The 20972-nt window shown below is 40.3% G+C and carries 15 protein-coding genes and 2 pseudogenes; 15 read left to right on the plus strand and 2 right to left on the minus strand.

From position 1 onward, the window contains the following. Positions 1 to 2: 2 nt before the first annotated feature. The 12 genes and pseudogenes from B4W83_RS00660 to B4W83_RS00715 all read left to right on the plus strand — a co-directional run bounded on the left by B4W83_RS00660 (position 3) and on the right by B4W83_RS00715 (position 16361). Positions 3 to 866, plus strand: coding sequence for an Rgg family transcriptional regulator (locus B4W83_RS00660; protein ID WP_000400538.1), 864 nt, complete (start codon positions 3 to 5; stop codon positions 864 to 866). Positions 867 to 945: 79 nt separating this feature from the next. Further along, positions 946 to 2124 (plus strand): MFS transporter, encoded by a 1179-nt coding sequence (locus B4W83_RS00665; protein ID WP_001083050.1) that lies wholly within the window; start codon positions 946 to 948, stop codon positions 2122 to 2124. Between the two features lie 92 nt (positions 2125 to 2216). Then, complete coding sequence (gene ligA / locus B4W83_RS00670; protein ID WP_001042570.1) at positions 2217 to 4175, plus strand: NAD-dependent DNA ligase LigA; 1959 nt, start codon at positions 2217 to 2219, stop codon at positions 4173 to 4175. Positions 4176 to 4177: 2 nt separating this feature from the next. After that, entirely contained in the window at positions 4178 to 5137 is a 960-nt protein-coding gene (locus B4W83_RS00675; protein WP_000134183.1) for a diacylglycerol kinase family lipid kinase, read from the plus strand. Between the two features lie 22 nt (positions 5138 to 5159). After that, a complete protein-coding gene (gene pulA / locus B4W83_RS00680; RefSeq protein ID WP_000283049.1) occupies positions 5160 to 7439 on the plus strand; it encodes a type I pullulanase in 2280 nt (759 codons plus the stop codon). Between the two features lie 382 nt (positions 7440 to 7821). Next, entirely contained in the window at positions 7822 to 9750 is a 1929-nt protein-coding gene (gene glgB / locus B4W83_RS00685; protein ID WP_000361115.1) for a 1,4-alpha-glucan branching protein GlgB, read from the plus strand. Continuing rightward, on the plus strand, positions 9740 to 10882 hold the full coding sequence (locus B4W83_RS00690; protein WP_000787253.1) for a glucose-1-phosphate adenylyltransferase: 1143 nt from the start codon (positions 9740 to 9742) through the stop codon (positions 10880 to 10882). The genes glgB and B4W83_RS00690 overlap by 11 nt, the downstream gene beginning before the upstream one ends. After that, on the plus strand, positions 10872 to 12011 hold the full coding sequence (gene glgD, locus B4W83_RS00695; protein WP_000687041.1) for a glucose-1-phosphate adenylyltransferase subunit GlgD: 1140 nt from the start codon (positions 10872 to 10874) through the stop codon (positions 12009 to 12011). The genes B4W83_RS00690 and glgD overlap by 11 nt, the downstream gene beginning before the upstream one ends. Then, positions 12008 to 13441 carry a glycogen synthase GlgA gene (gene glgA, locus B4W83_RS00700; protein WP_000697307.1) on the plus strand — a complete coding sequence of 478 codons (1434 nt, stop codon included), beginning with the start codon at positions 12008 to 12010 and terminating at the stop codon, positions 13439 to 13441. The genes glgD and glgA overlap by 4 nt, the downstream gene beginning before the upstream one ends. 58 nt (positions 13442 to 13499) lie before the next feature. Continuing rightward, complete coding sequence (gene serB / locus B4W83_RS00705; protein ID WP_000084502.1) at positions 13500 to 14144, plus strand: phosphoserine phosphatase SerB; 645 nt, start codon at positions 13500 to 13502, stop codon at positions 14142 to 14144. A 79-nt stretch (positions 14145 to 14223) separates the two neighbouring features. Continuing rightward, a pseudogene (locus B4W83_RS00710) lies at positions 14224 to 15271 on the plus strand (IS630 family transposase). Then, positions 15264 to 16361, plus strand: coding sequence for a glycerate kinase (locus tag B4W83_RS00715; protein WP_087148656.1), 1098 nt, complete (start codon positions 15264 to 15266; stop codon positions 16359 to 16361). Before B4W83_RS00710 ends, B4W83_RS00715 begins: the two are co-directional and overlap by 8 nt. On the opposite strand, the gene B4W83_RS00720 is transcribed toward B4W83_RS00715, so the two are convergent. Continuing rightward, entirely contained in the window at positions 16358 to 16804 is a 447-nt protein-coding gene (locus tag B4W83_RS00720) for a YueI family protein (protein ID WP_000131108.1), read from the minus strand. The genes B4W83_RS00715 and B4W83_RS00720 overlap by 4 nt on opposite strands. A gap of 163 nt (positions 16805 to 16967) precedes the next feature. Here B4W83_RS00720 and eno point away from each other — a divergent pair, with 163 nt between their 5' ends. Both eno and ltrA read left to right on the plus strand, forming a co-directional pair. Beyond that, a complete protein-coding gene (gene eno / locus B4W83_RS00725) occupies positions 16968 to 18272 on the plus strand; it encodes a surface-displayed alpha-enolase (protein ID WP_000022813.1) in 1305 nt (434 codons plus the stop codon). A gap of 675 nt (positions 18273 to 18947) precedes the next feature. Further along, the gene (ltrA, locus tag B4W83_RS00730; RefSeq protein ID WP_083022211.1) at positions 18948 to 20225 is read left to right on the plus strand and encodes a group II intron reverse transcriptase/maturase; all 1278 of its coding nucleotides are present in this window, start codon (positions 18948 to 18950) and stop codon (positions 20223 to 20225) included. 83 nt (positions 20226 to 20308) lie between these two features. Here ltrA and B4W83_RS00735 read toward each other — a convergent pair whose 3' ends face one another. Continuing rightward, positions 20309 to 20668, minus strand: coding sequence for a tyrosine-type recombinase/integrase (locus tag B4W83_RS00735; protein WP_078929799.1), 360 nt, complete (start codon positions 20666 to 20668; stop codon positions 20309 to 20311). A gap of 105 nt (positions 20669 to 20773) precedes the next feature. Here B4W83_RS00735 and B4W83_RS12165 point away from each other — a divergent pair. Beyond that, positions 20774 to 20929, plus strand: a pseudogene (locus B4W83_RS12165) (diacylglycerol/lipid kinase family protein); the annotation flags it as partial. Between the last annotated feature and the right edge of the window lie 43 nt (positions 20930 to 20972).

Genomic DNA, 20972 nt, shown 5'->3' on the forward strand with positions numbered 1-20972 from the left:
AGATGGAACATCTTGGAAAAGTATTTCGTGAATTTCGAACAAGTGGAAATTATTCTTTAAAGGAAGCAGCAGGCGAATCCTGCTCTACCTCTCAGTTATCTCGCTTTGAGCTTGGGGAATCTGACCTAGCAGTCTCACGTTTTTTTGAAATTTTGGATAATATTCATGTGACCATTGAAAATTTCATGGACAAGGCTAGGGATTTTCAAAATCATGAACATGTTGCTATGATGGCACAGATTATCCCACTTTACTACTCAAATGATATTGCAGGTTTTCAAAAGCTTCAAGAAGAACAACTTGAAAAGGCTAAGAGTTCGACGACTCCCCTTTATTTTGAGCTGAACTGGATTTTGTTACAGGGTCTGATTTGTCAAAGAGATTCGAGTTATGATATGAAGCAGGATGATTTGGATAAGGTAGCAGATTATCTCTTCAAAACAGAAGAATGGACTATGTATGAGTTGATTCTTTTCGGTAACCTCTATAGTTTCTACGATGTGGACTATGTCACTCAGATTGGTAGAGAAGTTATGGAGAGGGAGGAATTTTACCAAGAGATTGGTCGCCATAAGAGATTAGTGTTGATTTTGGCCCTCAATTGTTACCAGCATTGTTTAGAGCATCTTTCTTTTGACAATGCAAGTTATTTTGATGCTTATACAGAGAAGATTATTGGTAAAGGTATTAAGCTTTATGAGCGTAATGTTTTTCATTATTTAAAAGGCTTTGCCTTATATCAAAAGGGACAGTGTAAAGAAGGTTGTAGCAAAATGCAAGAGGCCATGCATATTTTTGATGTGCTAGGTCTCCCAGAGCAAGTAGCCTACTATCAGGAACACTACGAAAAATTTGTCAAAGATTAATTTTCCCAAATAAGGGAAAAAGAAAAAAGCTCCTTTCGGTTTTGATACAATAGTTTCAAAATTTGAGAGGAGTTTTTATATGAATCGCTATGCAGTACAGTTGATTAGTCGCGGAGCTGTTAATAAGATAGGGAATATGCTCTATGATTATGGAAATAGTGTTTGGTTGGCGTCCATGGGGACTATCGGGCAGACAGTTTTAGGAATGTATCAGATTTCTGAACTCGTCACATCTATTCTTGTAAATCCTTTTGGCGGAGTCGTTTCAGACCGTTTTTCTCGTCGTAAGATTTTAATGACGATAGACCTTGTTTGTGGGATTCTTTGTCTGGCTATTTCTTTTATAAGGAATGACAGCTGGATGATTGGGGCTTTGATTGTTGCTAATATTGTGCAGGCTATTGCTTTTGCCTTTTCTAGACCTGCAAATAAGGCCATTATCACAGAATTGGTAGAGAAGGATGAACTGGTCCTCTATAATTCTCGTTTGGAGTTGGTCTTGCAGGTTGTAGGTGTTAGCTCTCCTGTTCTTTCCTTCCTTGTTTTACAGTTTGCAAGTCTCCATATGACGCTACTGCTAGACTCGCTGACTTTTTTCATTGCTTTTGTTTTAGTGTCTTTCCTTCCAAAAGAGGAAGCAAAAGTTCAAGAGAAAAAGGCTTTTACTGGGAGAGATATTTTTGTAGATATCAAGGATGGGTTACACTATATCTGGCATCAGCAAGAAATATTCTTCCTTTTGCTGGTAGCTTCCAGCGTTAATTTCTTTTTTGCCGCTTTTGAATTTCTCCTCCCCTTTTCGAATCAGCTTTACGGGTCAGAAGGAGCCTATGCAAGTATTTTAACTATGGGGGCTATTGGTTCCATCATTGGGGCTCTTCTAGCTAGTAAAATTAAAGCTAATGTTTATAATCTTTTGATTTTACTGGCTTTGACAGGTATCGGAGTTTTTATGATGGGATTACCACTTCCAAATTTGCTTTCCTTTTCTGGAAATTTAGTTTGTGAATTGTTTATGACGATTTTTAATATTCACTTTTTTACTCAAGTACAAACCAAGGTTGAGGGCGAATTTCTTGGGAGAGTACTGAGTACAATTTTTACCTTAGCTATTCTATTTATGCCTATTGCAAAAGGATTTATGACAGTCTTGCCAAGTGTACATCTCTCTTCTTTCCTGATAATTGGAAGTGGTGTTATCATCTTGTCTTGTATATCGTTTATTTATGTTCGAACTCATTTTGAAAAAGAGACATGAGTCTGTTTGAGTTTTAAAAATAATTCCAATCTAAGTATTTTTTCAGCCCTTCTCGTTTGTGAGGAGGGCTTGTTTTATGGTAAAATGGTCTTATGAATAAAAGAATGAATGAGTTAGTCGCCTTGCTCAATCGCTATGCGACTGAGTACTATACCAGCGATAATCCGTCGGTTTCAGACAATGAGTATGATCGCCTTTACAGAGAGTTGGTTGAGTTAGAAACTGCCTATCCAGATCAAGTATTAGCAGACAGTCCGACCCATCGTGTTGGTGGCAAGATTTTAGATGGTTTTGAAAAATACAGTCATCAGTATCCTCTTTATAGTTTGCAGGATGCTTTTTCACGTGAGGAGCTTGAAGCTTTTGATGCGCGTGTTCGTAAGGAAGTGGCTTATCCGACCTATATTTGTGAGCTGAAAATCGATGGCTTATCTATCTCGCTGACTTATGAAAAGGGGATTTTAGTTGTTGGTGCAACACGTGGAGACGGTTCTATTGGAGAAAATATCACAGAAAATCTCAAACGTGTTAAGGACATTCCTTTGACCTTGCCAGAAGAACTAGATATCACAGTTCGTGGGGAATGTTACATGCCACGCGCTTCCTTTGACCAAGTTAACCAAGCGCGCCAAGAAAATGGAGAGCCTGAATTTGCTAATCCTCGTAATGCGGCAGCAGGAACTCTGCGTCAGTTGGATACAGCAGTAGTTGCCAAGCGCAATCTTGCTACCTTCCTCTATCAAGAAGCCAGCCCGTCAACTCGTGATAGTCAAGAAAAGGTTTTGAAGCACCTAGAACAACTAGGTTTTGTGGTTAATCCTAAGCGAATTCTGGCTGAAAGCATGGATGAAATCTGGAATTTTATCCAAGAAGTTGGACAAGAACGAGAAAATCTGCCTTACGATATTGATGGAGTGGTAATCAAGGTCAACGACCTAGCAGGCCAAGAAGAACTTGGCTTTACCGTTAAAGCTCCAAAGTGGGCAGTAGCCTACAAGTTCCCAGCTGAAGAAAAAGAAACTCAACTCTTATCAGTTGATTGGACAGTTGGCCGTACGGGTGTTGTAACCCCAACTGCGAATCTAACACCAGTACAACTAGCTGGTACAACTGTTAGCCGTGCGACTCTGCACAATGTGGATTATATTGCTGAAAAAGATATCCGAAAAGATGATACGGTTATCGTTTATAAGGCTGGAGATATTATCCCTGCCGTTTTACGTGTAGTAGAGTCCAAACGGGTTTCTGAAGAGAAACTGGATATCCCTACAAACTGTCCAAGTTGTAACTCTGACTTGCTGCACTTTGAAGATGAAGTGGCCCTGCGTTGTATCAATCCGCGTTGCCCTGCTCAAATCATGGAAGGCTTGATTCACTTTGCTTCTCGTGATGCTATGAATATTACAGGCCTTGGTCCATCTATTGTTGAGAAACTCTTTGCTGCTAATTTAGTCAAGGATGTGGCGGATATTTATCGTTTGCAAGAAGAAGATTTCCTCCTTTTAGAGGGGATCAAGGAAAAGTCCGCTGCTAAACTGTATCAGGCTATCCAAGCATCTAAGGAAAATTCTGCCGAGAAGCTCTTATTTGGTTTGGGAATTCGCCATGTCGGAAGCAAGGCCAGTCAGCTGTTACTTCAACATTTCCACTCAATTGAAAATCTGGTTCAGGCAGATCCAGAGGAAGTGGCTAGTATTGAGAGTCTGGGTGGTGTGATTGCCAAGAGTCTCCAGACTTATTTTGCGACAGAAGGCTCTGAAATTCTCCTCAGAGAATTGAAAGAAGCTGGGGTCAATCTGGATTATAAAGGTCAAACTGTAGTAGCGGATGCAGCCTTGTCAGGTTTGACAGTGGTATTGACTGGAAAATTGGAACGGCTCAAGCGCTCAGAAGCTAAAAGTAAACTCGAAAGTCTGGGGGCCAAAGTGACAGGCAGTGTGTCTAAAAAGACCGACCTCGTCGTGGCAGGAGCAGATGCTGGAAGTAAACTTCAAAAGGCGCAAGAACTTGCTATCGAAGTTCGAGATGAAGCTTGGCTAGAAAGTTTGTAACAATGACAGAAGAAAGAAAACGTGCGCGTTTAATTTATAACCCAACCTCAGGGCAGGAAATTATCAAGAAAAATATAGCAGAAGTGCTGGATGTTTTGGAAAATATTGGCTATGAAACCAGTGCCTTTCAAACGACTACAGAACCTCTTTCGGCACAAAAAGAAGCTGAGAGAGCAGCCAAAGCTGGTTTTGATTTGATTATTGCTGCAGGTGGTGATGGAACAATTAATGAGGTAGTCAATGGGGTTGCCTCGCTCGATAAGAGACCTCGGCTTGCTATCATCCCAACAGGTACGACTAATGATTATGCGCGTGCCCTAAAAATTCCAATGGGTGATCCTGTTGCGGCTGCTCAGATTATTGCTAAAAATGAGACCATTCATATGGATATTGGACGAGCTTTTGGCGACAAATATTTTATTAATATTGCCGCTGCTGGAACCTTAACCGAATTGACTTACAGTGTTCCAAGTGAAGTCAAGACGCGTCTTGGTTATTTTGCCTATGTTGCTAAAGGCATTGAAATGTTTCCTAAGACCAAGGTTCGTCCAGTGAGAATCACACACGATCAGGGGGTCTTTGAAGGAGAGGTGTCCTTGATTTTTGTTGCCTTGACCAATTCCATTGGAGGTTTTGAGCAGTTAGCGCCTGATACCAAGTTAGACGATGGTAATTTTACTCTGATTTTGGTCAAGACAGACAAGCTATTTGATATGTTGGGCTTATTGATACAGGCCATTAATGGTGGTCAGCATGTCTCAGACGTCAATATCGAATACCTTAAAACTAGCAAACTACGTTTAGAAGTTTTAGATGACCAAGAACCATTTATGCTGAACCTAGATGGGGAATATGGAGGAGATACCCCAGTTGAACTTCAAGTCTGCCATCATCACATCGAATTTTTTGTCAATCGAGACGAGATTAGTCAAGAATTTATTAGTGAAATAGAAACGAATTAAAAAGTAAAAAGGAAAAATAAAAATGTATAACTACCCTATGCGCATTCATTACCATCGCAAGAATGGTGAATACGACACTTGCTCTTTTGTAAAGAGTAAGGATCAACGAATTGATTTACTAACTTACCAAGAAGATTATTTTGGAGCCTTATTTAGCTTTGAACACCCAAGTGCTCATCCCTTAGAAAGCTTGAATTTTGTGGTTCACACAGGCCAAACTAGTAAAGAATATGCTATCCGTTTTAATCACTATCCCCTCTTAACAGAGGTCTGGATTTTGGAAGGCGATGATAGAATTTATTATTCTGAAAATCCTGCAATTGCAAGTCCTTTCTATAAAAATCAAAATCCTTTTGCTTTTGACAAGGCTATCAATAGCGCTAGTTTCGACCACCACTGGGGCTACCAAGGGGAATTGGGTTGCCGTGTAGAGGACAATCAGGCTCGTTTTGCTATCTGGGCTCCAACAGCGACAGAAGTGCAGGTTGTCGTTTATGAATCAGCTGCTAATGATGCTCCTGTTTGGAAGACCTTTGAGATGGAGAGAGGCAATAGCTACTCTTATAATCACAAGGACAATACAATCGGTGTCTGGAGTTTGGATGTTGAGGAAGATTTGACTGGTAAGGCTTATCAGTATCAAGTCCAATTCCCTCACCACCAAACAGTGACACGCGATCCCTATACCATCGCGACCAGTCCTGATGGCAAACGTTCAGCTATCCTGAGCCATGAAGAAAAGCAAGTTGCAAACTTCGAGGTCAAGCACGGTTCAGAGGCTACTTGGCGCTTGGCAAATCCATGTAAGGCAGTTATTTGTGAAATGCACATTCGTGATTTGACCAAATCACCGACCTCAGGTGTGGATGAACATCTTCGAGGAACTTTCTTAGGTGCTGCACAGACTGGAACAGTTAACCAGTACGGCCAAGCAACTGCTTTTGATTACATCAAGAAGCTGGGCTACAATTATGTTCAGTTGCAACCAATTGCAGACCGTCACAAAGAATACGATGAGGATGGGAATGTAACCTACAACTGGGGTTATGACCCACAAAACTATAACGCGCCAGAAACTAGTTTTTCAACTAATCCAGACGACCCAGCTCAGGTTATTCGTGATTTGAAGACCATGGTTCAAGCTTACCACGATGCGGGTATTGGTGTTATTATGGATGTGGTCTATAACCATACCTTCTCAGTTGTTGATGCACCTTTCCAAACAACTGTCCCTGATTACTATTATCGTATGAATCCAGACGGTACCTTCCAGAATGGAACAGGCGTTGGAAATGAAACAGCCAGTGAACACGAAATGTTCCGCAAGTATATGATTGATTCTCTTCTATACTGGGTTCAGGAATACAATATTGACGGCTTCCGTTTTGACTTAATGGGGATTCATGATGTCAAGACTATGCAGATGATTCGTCAAAGCTTAGATGAAATCGACCCTAACATTATCCTCTATGGAGAAGGTTGGGACATGGGAACAGGTCTTGCACCTTATGATAAGGCTAAGAAAGACAACGCCTACGAAATGCCAAGTATTGGTTTCTTTAATGACAATCAGCGTGATGCTGTCAAAGGTGGAGAAGTTTATGGTGCTATCAAGTCAGGTTTTGTCAGCGGTGCTGCGACAGAGCCAATTCTAGCCAAAGCAATCCTAGGAAGTCGTGAATTAGGAACCTATACACATCCAAATCAGGTGCTTAACTATGTGGAAGCCCATGACAATTACAATCTTCACGATTTATTGGCAACCCTTCATCCAAACCAAAGTTCAGAACAAATCATGCGCAAGGTCGAGACAGCCACAGCTATGAACCTACTCATGCAAGGGATGGCCTTTATGGAAATCGGTCAAGAATTTGGTCGGACCAAACTGGTTGCGACTGGTGAGAATGGTGAGTTGACCCATGATGATAGAGAGCGTGCGATGAATAGCTATAATGCTCCTGACAGTGTGAACCAAGTCAACTGGGATTTGATCAATGAGCGTCAAGACAGTATTGAGTTTATCCGTCAAGTCATCCGATTGAAGACAAAAACTGGTGCCTTTTCTTACTCTAGCTATGATGAAATTTACCATCATGTCTTTGTGCATTCTGCGATTGAACATAGCGGCTGCCTTATCTATGAAGTTCATGGGAAAGAACACCTCTTGGTGGTTGTGAATGCTAAATCAGAACCCTATCAATTTGAAAATGCAGGAAATTTAGCTATGTTGGTAACTAATAGTCGTTCAAAAGAAGATAATGTGTTAGATGATATTAGTCTAGCCGTCTTGAGTGTTTTATAAAGACCATCTATCTCGCTATTCTAACACATCATTGGAAGTGAACGAATAGAAAGAACTTAGCTGATAACTCACTTGTATAGAAAATTTGATAAATATTTTCATCAAACGTGTAAAATCAGGAAATTGTTTTCCTGGTTTTATTTTTTGCTATAAAAAAATAATATTGGTAGCAAAAATACGAACTTTTTGGTATTATAGTAGAGAAAAGAAAGGCGTTTTCACATTTTTTTGAAAAAATATTGCTTTACAATTGAACGAGAAAGTGAACTTTTTGTAGATTTTCAAAATAATTTTAAAGAAGTATAGTAATTTACTTGAATCTTCCCTAAAAAGGTAGTATAATAAATCTATAGAAAACGCTTACAGAGAAAGAGGAGGTATTATGGATAAAAGAGAAGCTTTGCGCACCTTTATGACAGGAGAAAATTTTCACCTTCAGCATTATCTAGGAGCACATAAAGAGCAAGTGAATGGAGAGTATGGCTATACTTTCCGTGTTTGGGCTCCCAATGCTCAGGCTGTCCACTTGGTGGGGGATTTCACCAACTGGATTGAGGGTCAGATTCCAATGGTAAGAAATGACTTTGGGGTCTGGGAAGTCTTTACCAACATGGCTCAAGAAGGGCATATTTACAAATATCATGTCACACGTCAAAATGGTCATCAACTGATGAAAATTGACCCTTTTGCTGTCAGATATGAGGCTCGTCCAGGAACAGGGGCAATCGTAACAGAGCTTCCTGAGAAGAAATGGAGGGATGGACTTTGGCTGGCACGAAGAAAACGTTGGGGCTTTGCTGAACGTCCTGTCAATATCTATGAAGTTCACGCTGGCTCATGGAAAAGAAATCCTGATGGTAGTCCTTATAGTTTTTCCCAGCTCAAGGATGAACTCATTCCTTATCTCGTTGAAATGAACTATACTCATATTGAGTTTATGCCCTTGATGTCCCACCCTTTGGGGTTGAGTTGGGGGTACCAGCTTATGGGTTACTTCGCTTTAGAGCATGCCTATGGTCGTCCTGAAGAGTTTCAAGATTTTGTCGAGGAGTGTCATATCCATAATATTGGGGTTATCGTAGACTGGGTACCTGGTCATTTCACCATTAATGATGATGCCTTAGCCTATTATGATGGGACACCGACTTTTGAATACCAAGACCATAATAAGGCTCATAACTATGGTTGGGGCGCTCTCAATTTTGACCTTGGAAAAAATGAAGTCCAGTCCTTCTTAATTTCTTGTATTAAGCATTGGATCGATGTCTATCATTTGGATGGTATTCGTGTGGATGCTGTTAGCAACATGCTTTATTTGGACTATGATGATGCTCCATGGACACCTAATAAAGATGGGGGAAATCTCAACTATGAAGGTTATTATTTCCTTCAACGCTTGAATGAGATTATTAAGTTAGAATATCCAGATGTGATGATGATTGCAGAAGAAAGTTCGTCTGCAACCAAGATTACAGGAATGAAAGAGCTTGGTGGTCTAGGATTTGACTACAAATGGAACATGGGCTGGATGAATGATATCCTCCGTTTCTACGAAGAAGACCCAATTTACCGTAAGTATGACTTTAATTTGGTGACTTTTAGCTTTATGTATGTTTTCAATGAAAACTATCTCTTACCATTTTCACACGATGAAGTGGTTCATGGCAAGAAGAGTATGATGCATAAGATGTGGGGAGATCGTTACAATCAATTCGCAGGCTTGCGCAATCTCTATACGTACCAAATTTGTCACCCTGGTAAGAAATTGCTCTTCATGGGTAGCGAATATGGTCAATTCCTAGAATGGAAATCTGAAGAACAGTTGGAATGGTCTAACCTAGAAGACCCAATGAATGCTAAGATGAAGTATTTCACTTCTCAGCTAAACCAGTTTTACAAAGACAACCGCTGTCTGTGGGAAATTGATACCAGCTATGATGGTATTGAAATCATTGATGCGGATAATCGAGACCAGAGTGTTCTTTCCTTTATTCGTAAGGGTAAAAAGGGAGAAATGCTAGTCTGCGTCTTTAATATGGCACCTGTTGAACGGAAAGATTTTACAATCGGACTACCCGTTGCAGGAATTTACGAAGAAGTCTGGAATACTGAGCTAGAAGAGTGGGGAGGCGTTTGGAAAGAACATAATCAAACTGTTCAAACGCAAGAAGGACTATGGAAAGATTATGAGCAGACCTTAACCTTTACCCTACCGGCTATGGGAGCTAGTGTATGGAAAATCAAACGCCGCTTGAAATCTACTAAAACCGTCACAAATAAAAACCAAAAAGGAGTAGAAAATGAAGAATGAAATGTTAGCTTTGATTCTTGCTGGTGGGCAAGGAACTCGTCTCGGTAAACTCACTCAAAGCATCGCAAAACCAGCTGTGCAATTTGGTGGGCGCTACCGTATCATTGACTTTGCCCTATCAAACTGTGCCAACTCAGGGATTCATAATGTTGGGGTCATTACACAGTATCAACCTCTTGCTCTCAACAATCATATTGGGAACGGTTCAAGCTGGGGACTAGATGGTATCAATTCTGGTGTTTCTATTCTTCAACCTTATTCTGCCAGTGAAGGAAATCGTTGGTTTGAAGGGACTAGTCACGCTATTTACCAAAATATCGACTATATCGACAGTGTCAACCCTGAGTATGTCTTGATTTTGTCTGGGGACCACATCTACAAAATGGACTATGATGATATGCTCCAGTCTCATAAGGATAATAATGCCAGCTTGACAGTAGCCGTTTTAGACGTCCCTCTTAAAGAAGCAAGCCGTTTTGGTATCATGAACACAGATGCTAACAATCGTATTGTTGAATTTGAAGAAAAACCAGCTCAACCTAAATCTACAAAAGCTTCTATGGGAATCTACATTTTTGATTGGCAACGCCTTCGTAATATGTTAGTCGCTGCTGAAAAGAGCAATGTAGATATGTCAGATTTTGGTAAAAATGTCATTCCAAATTACCTTGAGTCAGGTGAAAGTGTTTATGCTTACGAATTTAGCGGTTACTGGAAAGATGTTGGTACGATTGAGTCTCTTTGGGAAGCGAACATGGAGTACATTTCTCCAGAGAATGCCTTGGATAGTCGTAACCGTCAATGGAAGATTTACTCAAGAAACTTGATTTCACCACCAAACTTCCTCGGAGCAAATGCTGATGTGGAAGACTCATTAGTTGTAGACGGATGTTTCGTTGATGGAACTGTTAAACATTCTATCCTTTCAACAGGCGCGCAAGTTCGCGAAGGAGCGGAAGTTGTTGATTCAGTTATCATGAGTGGAGCTATCATTGGTCAAGGAGCTAAGATTAAACGTGCCATTATTGGTGAAGGTGCGATTATTTCTGACGGTGTCGAAATTGATGGAACAGATGAAGTACAAGTTGTAGGATATAATGAAGTAGTGGGGGTAGCAACAGATGAAGATTGATAAATATTCTGCCATTTTAGGAAACACAGTTGGTTTTCACGATATGTCGACATTGACAGACCACCGTCCAGTAGCAAGTTTGCCATTTGGTGGGAAATATCGTTTGATTGACTTCCCACTTTCAAGCCTTGCTAATGCAGGTGTTCGTAGTGTCTTTGGTATTTTCCAGCAGGATAATATCAGCTCAGTCTTTGACCATATTCGTTCAGGACGCGAGTGGGGCTTATCAACCCTTCTTAGCCATTACTATCTAGGAATTTACAATACCCGTGTAGAAAGTAGCACAGTTGGAAAAGAATACTACCAACAGCTTCTCACTTATTTGAAACGTTCTGGGTCAAACCAAACAGTTTCACTCAACTGTGATGTTTTGATTAACATTGATTTGAACCAAGTTTTCCATCTACATAGTACAACAAAAGGGCCTATCACTGTAGTTTATAAAAAACTAGCTAAGAAAGATATTTCAGAAGTAAATGCAATCTTAGAAGTGGATGAAACAGACCATGTTCGTTCTCATAAACTCTTTGATAGCAAGTCAACAGCTGAAACGTTCAATATGTCTACAGATATCTTTGTCGTTGATACACCTTGGTTGATTGAACGCTTGGAAGAAGAAGCTAAAAAAGAACATCCAGAGAAGTTGCGTTATGTTTTACGGGATTTGGCTGCAAAAGAGGGAGCTTTCGCCTACGAATACACAGGCTATCTAGCCAATATTCACTCTGTAGAGTCTTATTACCAAGCTAATAAAGATATGCTTGAATCGCAAAAATTCTATTCTCTTTTCTCACCAAACCAAAAGATTTATACAAAGGTTAAGAACGAAGAACCAACTTACTATGCTAATACATCTAAAGTAAGCACTTCTCAGTTTGCGTCTGGTAGTATCATTGAAGGTCAAGTTGCTAATTCTGTTCTATCACGTAATATTCATGTTCATAAGGATAGCTTGGTTAAAGATAGCCTGCTCTTCCCTCGTGTTGTTATTGGAGAAGGAGCTCAGGTTGAATATGCTATCTTGGACAAGGGTGTTGAAGTTGAGCCTGGTGTTGTGATTCGAGGAACTGCAGAACATCCAGTTGTCGTTAAGAAAGGTAGCAAAGTAACAGAGGATATTCATTCATGAAAATTTTATTTGTAGCAGCAGAGGGTGCACCCTTTTCAAAAACAGGTGGTCTGGGAGACGTCATTGGCGCTCTTCCTAAATCACTGGTAAAAGCGGGACATGAAGTTGCAGTAATTTTACCCTACTATGACATGGTAGAGGCTAAATTTGGAAATCAGATTGAAGATGTTCTTCATTTTGAGGTGAGTGTTGGTTGGCGCAGACAGTACTGTGGGATTAAGAAAACAGTTTTGAACGGAGTGACTTTCTACTTTATCGACAGCCAATATTATTTCTTCCGTGGTCATGTTTACGGTGATTTTGATGATGGGGAACGTTTCGCTTTCTTCCAACTGGCTGCCATTGAGGCTATGGAAAGGATTGACTTCATTCCTGACCTTCTCCATGTTCATGACTACCATACAGCCATGATACCGTTCTTGTTAAAGGAAAAATACCGTTGGATTCAAGCCTATCAAGGAATTAAAACTGTTTTAACCATTCATAATTTGGAATTTCAAGGACAATTTTCAGAAGGAATGTTATGGGATTTGTTTGGAGTTGGCTTTGAACGTTATGCTGATGGTACCCTTCGCTGGAACAACTGTCTGAACTGGATGAAGGCTGGTATTCTTTATGCTGACCGTGTTTCAACCGTTTCACCTAGCTATGCTCATGAAATTATGACCAGTCAGTTCGGATGTAACTTGGATCAAATTCTTCGAATGGAGTCTGGCAAGGTGTCTGGTATCGTGAACGGGATTGATGCTGACCTGTATAATCCTCAGACGGATGCTCTTTTAGACTATCATTTTAATCAGGAAGATTTGTCTGGAAAAGCTCAGAACAAGGCAAAATTACAAGAAAGAGTTGCCTTGCCAGTTAGAGCTGACGTTCCACTGGTGGGAATTGTTTCTCGTTTGACACGTCAAAAAGGTTTTGATGTGGTGGTCGAAAGTCTGCACCATATCTTGCAGGAAGATGTCCAGATTGTTCTTTTGGGAACTGGAGATCCAGCCTTTGAAGGAGCTTTCTCATGGTTTGCTCAAATCTACCCAGACAAGCTATCAGCAAATATCACTTTTGATGTCAAACTAGCTCAAGAAATCTACGCTGCCTGTGACCTCTTCCTCATGCCGAGTCGTTTTGAACCGTGTGGCTTGTCTCAAATGATGGCTATGCGTTATGGAACCTTGCCATTGGTTCATGAAGTTGGTGGCTTGCGAGATACTGTTCGCGCTTTTAATCCAATCGAAGGAAGCGGTACTGGCTTTAGCTTTGACAATCTATCACCTTATTGGTTAAATTGGACTTTCCAAACAGCTTTGGACTTGTATAGAAACCATCCTGATGTTTGGAGAAATCTACAAAAACAAGCTATGGAGTGTGATTTCTCATGGGATACAGCCTGCAAGTCATATCTTGACTTGTACCATAGTTTAGTTAATTAATAGATAAAATCGTATGATGACTTCATACGATTTTTAGGCTGTTTAGAGAGGAGAAGGTATGTCTCAAGTAAAAGGATTGTGTGTTATGGATGTGGATGGAACCTTAATCCTAGAAGAAGTGATTGATTTGTTGGGAAGAGAGGTAGGTCGTGAGGAGGAAATTTCGCAGATTACAAGTCGAGCAATGCGAGGAGAGTTGGACTTTGAAAGCAGTTTACGAGACAGAGTTTCCTTGTTGGAAGGCCTTCCTATTTCGGTCTTTGATACAGTCTTCAACTCTATTCATCTAACGCCAAATGCCCAAGAATTCATCTCTATTCTCCAACAGAATGGCATTCTAGTTGGTCTGGTGTCTGGTGGCTTTACACCAATAGTTGAGAGATTAGCAAAATCACTTGGCATTGCCTATTTCTCTGCCAATCAACTTGAAGTCAAAGATGGTCTTCTAACAGGAAAATTAGTTGGACAAATTATCAGTCCCCAGGTCAAAAAAGAGACTCTGGAAAAATGGAGAGAGAAACTCAAACTTCCTAAAGAAAGAACGGTTGCAATCGGTGATGGGGCCAATGATTTATTGATGTTGAAGTCGGCGGGACTAGGAATCGCTTTTTGTGCCAAAGAAGTACTCAAAAAAGAAATACCGAATCATGTTGACAAGAGGGATTTTTTAGAAGTTCTTCCTTTGATTGACTGTTTAGAATGAGGGAAAATATGAAGATTGTAATTGCACCGGATTCGTTTAATACTATCCTAAAATCAAAAAACATCTTATAATAGTAGTTATGAAACTTACAAACGAAGAAACACAAAAAATTGAACAACTCCTAAGAGATTCATCGTACGCCAAATATCACAAACGTCTACAGATTATTTATTTTCGCTCAAAAGAAAAGAGTTATAAGGAAATCATGGATCTGCTAGATTGCAATAAAACAACTGTTTGGAGGAATTTGAAAAAATATAAGGAGTTTGGTTTAGAAGCGCTTCTTCAAGAGACCCGTGGTGGACGTCATAGAGAATATATGACTTACGAAGAAGAACAAGCATTTTTAAAACGTCATATAGAAGCTGCTCAGGCTGGGGAATTTGTAACTGTCAATTAGTTATTTGAAGCCTATCAAAAAGAGATTGGTCGCACTTCCACACGTGATGGTTTCTATTATCTCCTGAAACGACATGGTTGGCGAACGGTCACTCCTCGACCTGAGCATCCCAAGAAGGCAGACGCTCAGACAATTGAGACGTCTAAAAATAAAATCTAGATTCGAAACCTTAAGTAAGCGCTTTAAAGAAGAGGGGACTTATAACAAAGTACGTTTGATGTACCAAGATGAAGCTGGTTTCGGAAGAATCAGTAAGATGAGTTCTTGTTGGGCTCCTCAAGGAATCCGACCTAGCATTCCTAGTCATTATATGCGAGAATATCGCTATTGTTATGGGGCAGTAGATGCTCAGACAGGAGATTCCTTTTTCCTCATTGCTGGAGGATGCAATACTGAGTGGATCAATGAATTTCTAAGGCAAGTCTCACAAGCTTATCCAGATGACTATATTTTACTTGTCATGGATAATGCTATATGGCATAAATCAAATACCTTAGAGATTCCAAGTAATATTGAGTTGGCTTTTATCCCACCTTATACTCCAGAAATGAACCCTATTGAACAAGTATGGAAAGAAATTCGAAAACGAGGTTTCAAAAATAAGGCTTTCCAAACATTGGAAGCCGTCATTGATAAGCTTCAAGAAGTTATTCAAGGACTGGAAAAAAGCGTTTTAAAGTCCACTGTCAGCAGACAATGGACAAGGTTGCTTTTTGAAAATGATTGAGTATAAGGAAAGCTTGACAGCTCAACAGGTAGCTGAAGCAATAAAAAGAGGCTTCCAACAATCGATAGCAGATGTAGAATGTCTCCTCTGCCCTGTTGGTGATGGGGGAGAAGGTACTGTAGATGCTATCCGACATTCTCTTGACCTAAAAGAAAAATGGATCCAAGTGACAGACCCTTCTGGACAAAAAGAAGCCATGCGCTATTTTCAAAAAGGGGAACTGGCACTATTTGAAGTAGCTGACTTGGTTGGTCTTGGAAAAATTCCGCTAGAGAAACGAAATCCACTTCAAATCCAAACTTGTGGTATTGGAGAGTTGATTCTCCATCTCATTTCTAAAGGGATTAAAGATATTTATATCGGTGTTGGTGGCACGGCCAGTAATGATGGAGGACTGGGGATTGCTGCTGGTTTAGGTTATCAATTTTATGATAGGGATGGAAATGTCTTGCCTGCTTCCGGTCAATCCTTATTAAACTTAGGTTCTGTTTCAATAGAAAATCGTTATGAAATTCCTGAAGATGTGCAAATTCGTATTTTAGCAGATGTCGTCAGTCCCTTATGTGGTCCTCAAGGTGCGACCTACACGTTTGGCAAGCAAAAAGGCCTAGATCCTACTATGTTTGCAGTCGTAGATCAGGCAATCCAAGATTTTTATGAAAAAGCCTCACCTGTAACATTGGAAATTAAAGGAGCAGGAGCTGGTGGAGGCATTGCTGGCGGTTTGTGTGCCTTTGCTCAGGAAAATATCGTGTCGGGAATTGATACCTGCTTGAACTTAATCAACTTTGATAAGAAAGTTTCAGATGCTGACTTGGTGATTGTTGGAGAAGGTAGACTGGACAGTCAAAGCTTTGCTGGGAAAGCGCCTATAGGTGTTGCAAAAAGAACCCCTGTCGGAGTTCCTGTTATTGCTATTTGCGGTAGTCTTGCTGAAGATTTACCTCCCTTACCATTTGAAAATATCCAAGCCACCTTTTCTATTTTGGAGAAAAATGAACCTTTGGAAGATAGTTTGAAAAATGCCAGTCTCTATCTGGAGCACACGGCTGCCAATATTGGGCACTTATTAACTATGCGCAATATTTAGCCAAACCATTTTTTCCATAAGGATGTTTTGGATGGTTCTTCCTTTTTAACTTCCCAAAGTTTTGGAAAAGCAAGTCGAAGATCCTTTTCTTCTACTTGAACGGGTGCATTGCTATGGATAACCAGACCGAAGGGAGAAGTAATATGCTCTTCAGATACTATGGTAGCTTGACTATCAGTTTCTTTTGCTTCTTTTAAGTAGAAAACTTGCTTGTCAAATTCGATAGTTGGTGAAATCTTCACAAATAGTGGCTCTGCTTTTTCCTGAAGGTTTTCTAAAATAGATAAAAATCCTTTTTCTAACTGAGGGCTATTTGCTGTATCAATATCTGCATATCCAAGAACTCTTTCCTCAAAAGTACCAAGATAGCGTCTTTGCTCATCCGGATTTAATTTTGCTCCACCATGAGCTTGTTCAAGTAATTGTTTTGATAAATCTGTCATGAAAACAGTATATCATAAAAGTTAGAATAAAACAGACAAAAGAAAGCGATTACTTTATAAAGTTAAGGAAAAGTTGCACAAAGATAACGTTTTTTCTTGAAAAAGGAGGGGTTTTAAGGTATTATAGAGGTGTAAAAAATTTAACTCATAAGGAGAGTAAAAAATGTCAATTATTACTGATGTTTACGCTCGCGAAGTTCTAGACTCACGCGGTAACCCAACACTTGAAGTAGAAGTTTACACTGAATCAGGTGCTTTCGGACGTGGTATGGTTCCATCAGGAGCTTCTACTGGTGAACACGAAGCAGTTGAACTTCGCGACGGTGACAAATCTCGTTACGGTGGTCTTGGTACACAAAAAGCTGTTGACAACGTAAACAACATCATTGCTGAAGCTATCATTGGCTACGATGTACGTGATCAACAAGCTATCGACCGTGCTATGATCGCTCTTGACGGTACTCCTAACAAAGGTAAATTGGGTGCAAACGCAATCCTTGGTGTGTCTATCGCTGTAGCTCGTGCTGCTGCTGACTACCTTGAAATCCCACTTTACAGCTACCTTGGTGGATTCAACACTAAAGTTCTTCCAACTCCAATGATGAACATCATCAACGGTGGTTCTCACTCTGACGCTCCAATCGCTTTCCAAGAGTTCATGATCTTGCCAGTTGGTGCGCCAACATTTAAAGAAGCCCTTCGTTACGGTGCTGAAATCTTCCACGCTCTTAAGAAAATCCTTAAATCACGTGGTTTGGAAACTGCCGTAGGTGACGAAGGTGGGTTCGCTCCTCGTTTCGAAGGAACTGAAGATGGTGTTGAAACTATCCTTGCTGCGATTGAAGCTGCTGGATATGTACCAGGTAAAGACGTATTTATCGGATTTGACTGTGCTTCATCAGAATTCTACGATAAAGAACGTAAAGTTTACGACTACACTAAATTTGAAGGTGAAGGTGCTGCTGTTCGTACATCTGCAGAACAAATCGACTACCTTGAAGAATTGGTTAACAAATACCCAATCATCACTATTGAAGATGGTATGGATGAAAACGACTGGGATGGTTGGAAAGCTCTTACTGAACGTCTTGGTAAGAAAGTACAACTTGTTGGTGACGACTTCTTCGTAACAAACACTGACTACCTTGCACGTGGTATCCAAGAAGGTGCTGCTAACTCAATCCTTATCAAAGTTAACCAAATCGGTACTCTTACTGAAACTTTTGAAGCTATCGAAATGGCTAAAGAAGCTGGTTACACTGCCGTTGTATCACACCGTTCAGGTGAAACTGAAGATTCAACAATCGCTGACATCGCAGTTGCAACTAACGCAGGACAAATCAAGACTGGTTCACTTTCACGTACAGACCGTATCGCTAAATACAACCAATTGCTTCGCATCGAAGACCAACTTGGTGAAGTAGCAGAATACCGTGGATTGAAATCATTCTACAACTTGAAAAAATAAAGTAGTTCAGTAAACTATTTTATCCCGAACCTTGAAATTCAAAAGTTCGGCCGTTGATTTAACAACGTTTCTAGCCCCTCGGATTTTATCCGAAGGGCTATTTTTGGTACGACGGGCATGTCGTGCATCTGAGGTGTAAGTCCTCCGTGGGCACCCGCTACCGGTGAACCCAATAGCGATTCCCAAGCCTGACTATCGTGAGGTAGCGGGGAGAGGAAGGGATAGCGAAATCGTGGCTCTACGAACAGGAACGTGATAGTAAGGCGTATATAGCGGATAAGGAGGCTTCAAACTCTAAAGTCCAAAAAGGTAGTCGTAACCTATATGCGTAAATCACGAGAGTAAACGAGGAAAGATGTACGACTTATCCCGTGAGGTCTCATGAGCGCTGAATGCGTAGTAACAAGGAATCATGAGAAGTCAGCCGAACCCATAGTAGTGAGGAAACTTCTGTAATGGAAGTGGAGCGAAGGGGTGAATACTCAAACAGTCTGGGGAGAGACTGTTTGAGGTCTGTCGCTAGAAAGAGAAAACGACAGATCGAAGTAATCCTACTTCACTTGTGTCTGTAAAACGAACGGTCTGATAGAACTGGAGTCTGTCACGTATTGACTAGATGAAGGTTCACCAATATAAGATATCCCTCAGACACCAAAACAAGAAAGGAATAGGCACATGTCAAAATTGCTAGATAAGATAGTATCACGCGAAAATATGCTGGAAGCCTACAATCAAGTAAAATCCAATAAAGGCTCAGCTGGGATTGATGGAATGACTATAGAAGAGATGGATAATTATCTCAGACAAAACTGGCGCTTGACTAAGGAACTGATAAAACAGAGAAAATATAAGCCTCAACCAGTTCTTAGAGTTGAGATTCCTAAACCAAACGGAGGCATCCGTCAACTAGGAATTCCGACAGTGATGGATAGGATAATCCAACAAGCCATTGTCCAAGTCATGAGCCCCATTTGTGAATCTCATTTCTCAGATACGAGTTATGGCTTCAGACCAAATAGGTCATGTGAAAAAGCCATCAGGAAGTTCTTAGAGTACTTAAATGACGGCTATGAGTGGATAGTGGATATAGACCTAGAGAAATTTTTCGATACGGTTCCTCAAGATAGATTGATGTCCTTAGTACATAATATTATCGAAGACGGAGATACGGAATCCTTGATTCGTAAGTATCTTCATTCAGGTGTTATCATTAATGGTCAGCGTCATAAAACGCTAGTTGGCACACCACAGGGAGGAAATGTATCTCCTCTCTTATCCAATATCATGCTTAATGAATTGGACAAGGAATTAGAAAAGAGGGGACTTCGATTTGTGCGCTACGCAGATGATTGTGTGATGACGGTCGGAAGCGAGGCAGCCGCTAAGCGTGTGATGTATTCAGTTAGTCGTTTTATTGAGAAACGGCTAGGTTTGAAAGTAAATATGACCAAGACTAAGATTACCAGACCAAGAGAGCTGAAATACTTAGGTTTTGGGTTCTGGAAATCATCAGATGGTTGGAAAAGTCGTCCCCATCAAGATAGTGTTCGGAGATTTAAGTTTAAATTGAAGAAACTAACACAGAGGAAATGGAGTATAGACCTAACAAGACGTATTGAGCAACTGAATTTGTCCATTCGAGGATGGATAAACTATTTCTCATTGGGAAATATGAAAAGTATTGTCACCAGCATAGATGAGCGCTTGCGTACTCGCCTACGAGTGATTATCTGGAAGCAATGGAAGAAGAAATCGAGACGACTATGGGGATTGCTTAAGTTAGGAGTTCCTAAATGGATAGCAGATAAGGTATCTGGCTGGGGTGACCATTATCAATTAGTAGCTCAGAAGTCGGTACTTAAACGTGCTATATCAAAACCAGTCCTTGAAAAACGAGGACTGGTTTCGTGTTTGGATTATTACCTTGAACGACATGCGTTAAAAGTTAGTTGAACCGCCGTATGCCGAACGGCACGTACGGTGGTGTGAGAGGGGCTAGAGATTATCCCCTACTCGATTTTGAGAGGCAAAACTTTTTAAAAAATCTTTTTCATAACTTTATCCAGTACATTGATTGCTTCATCTTTCATGTTCTTTGTGACGTGGGTGTAGATGTAAGTAGTGACTTCAGAGTCGGAATGACCAACCCCGTCCGTGATTGTTTTTAAAGGAATTTTATTTTCTGCTAAGATGCTAATAGTGGTGTGTCTGAAGATGTGAGGGGACAGATGTTTGGGAATTGGTTTTTTAAGGCGTTCGTTTGCTCGCTGGAGAGACTTGCTCAAGACGGAACTATGAACTGGTTTTCCTGTATTGGTAACAAAAATACGGTCGCTTTTGTGCCAATTCTTATCGGTTGTTTCTCTTAGACGATTTATAGTAGGTTGAAATAATATACGAACAGCTTGATTAGGGAAATCAAATTAATTTCTAGAAATATTTTAGCATCCACGGTGTACTATTCTAGTTTCAATTTACTATAGTTCAATCATTCTATCAAGAATATTGAATATATAAAAGCGCGTACTATTAAAATTTCTTCTGATATCGAATTAGAGTCGGATGTCGATGGCGATAAATCAGATAATCTACCAGTCGACATCAAGGTACTAGGACAACACATTGAAGTGTATTCCGTACCTAAGAAACAATCATAAAACTCAAAGCCTTGTTACCGAGGCTTTTTTTATTATGTGATTT

The organism is Streptococcus pseudopneumoniae ATCC BAA-960 = CCUG 49455 (genome assembly GCF_002087075.1).
GTDB classification, from domain to species: domain Bacteria; phylum Bacillota; class Bacilli; order Lactobacillales; family Streptococcaceae; genus Streptococcus; species Streptococcus pseudopneumoniae.

Coding starts and splice junctions, on each gene's coding strand:
- B4W83_RS00660 (WP_000400538.1), top strand. CDS start 3: ATGGAACATCTTGGAAAAGTATTTCGTGAATTTCGAACAAGTGGAAAT.
- B4W83_RS00665 (WP_001083050.1), top strand. CDS start 946: ATGAATCGCTATGCAGTACAGTTGATTAGTCGCGGAGCTGTTAATAAG.
- ligA (WP_001042570.1), top strand. CDS start 2,217: ATGAATAAAAGAATGAATGAGTTAGTCGCCTTGCTCAATCGCTATGCG.
- B4W83_RS00675 (WP_000134183.1), top strand. CDS start 4,178: ATGACAGAAGAAAGAAAACGTGCGCGTTTAATTTATAACCCAACCTCA.
- pulA (WP_000283049.1), top strand. CDS start 5,160: ATGTATAACTACCCTATGCGCATTCATTACCATCGCAAGAATGGTGAA.
- glgB (WP_000361115.1), top strand. CDS start 7,822: ATGGATAAAAGAGAAGCTTTGCGCACCTTTATGACAGGAGAAAATTTT.
- B4W83_RS00690 (WP_000787253.1), top strand. CDS start 9,740: ATGAAGAATGAAATGTTAGCTTTGATTCTTGCTGGTGGGCAAGGAACT.
- glgD (WP_000687041.1), top strand. CDS start 10,872: ATGAAGATTGATAAATATTCTGCCATTTTAGGAAACACAGTTGGTTTT.
- glgA (WP_000697307.1), top strand. CDS start 12,008: ATGAAAATTTTATTTGTAGCAGCAGAGGGTGCACCCTTTTCAAAAACA.
- serB (WP_000084502.1), top strand. CDS start 13,500: ATGTCTCAAGTAAAAGGATTGTGTGTTATGGATGTGGATGGAACCTTA.
- B4W83_RS00715 (WP_087148656.1), top strand. CDS start 15,264: ATGATTGAGTATAAGGAAAGCTTGACAGCTCAACAGGTAGCTGAAGCA.
- B4W83_RS00720 (WP_000131108.1), bottom strand. CDS start 16,804: ATGACAGATTTATCAAAACAATTACTTGAACAAGCTCATGGTGGAGCA.
- eno (WP_000022813.1), top strand. CDS start 16,968: ATGTCAATTATTACTGATGTTTACGCTCGCGAAGTTCTAGACTCACGC.
- ltrA (WP_083022211.1), top strand. CDS start 18,948: ATGTCAAAATTGCTAGATAAGATAGTATCACGCGAAAATATGCTGGAA.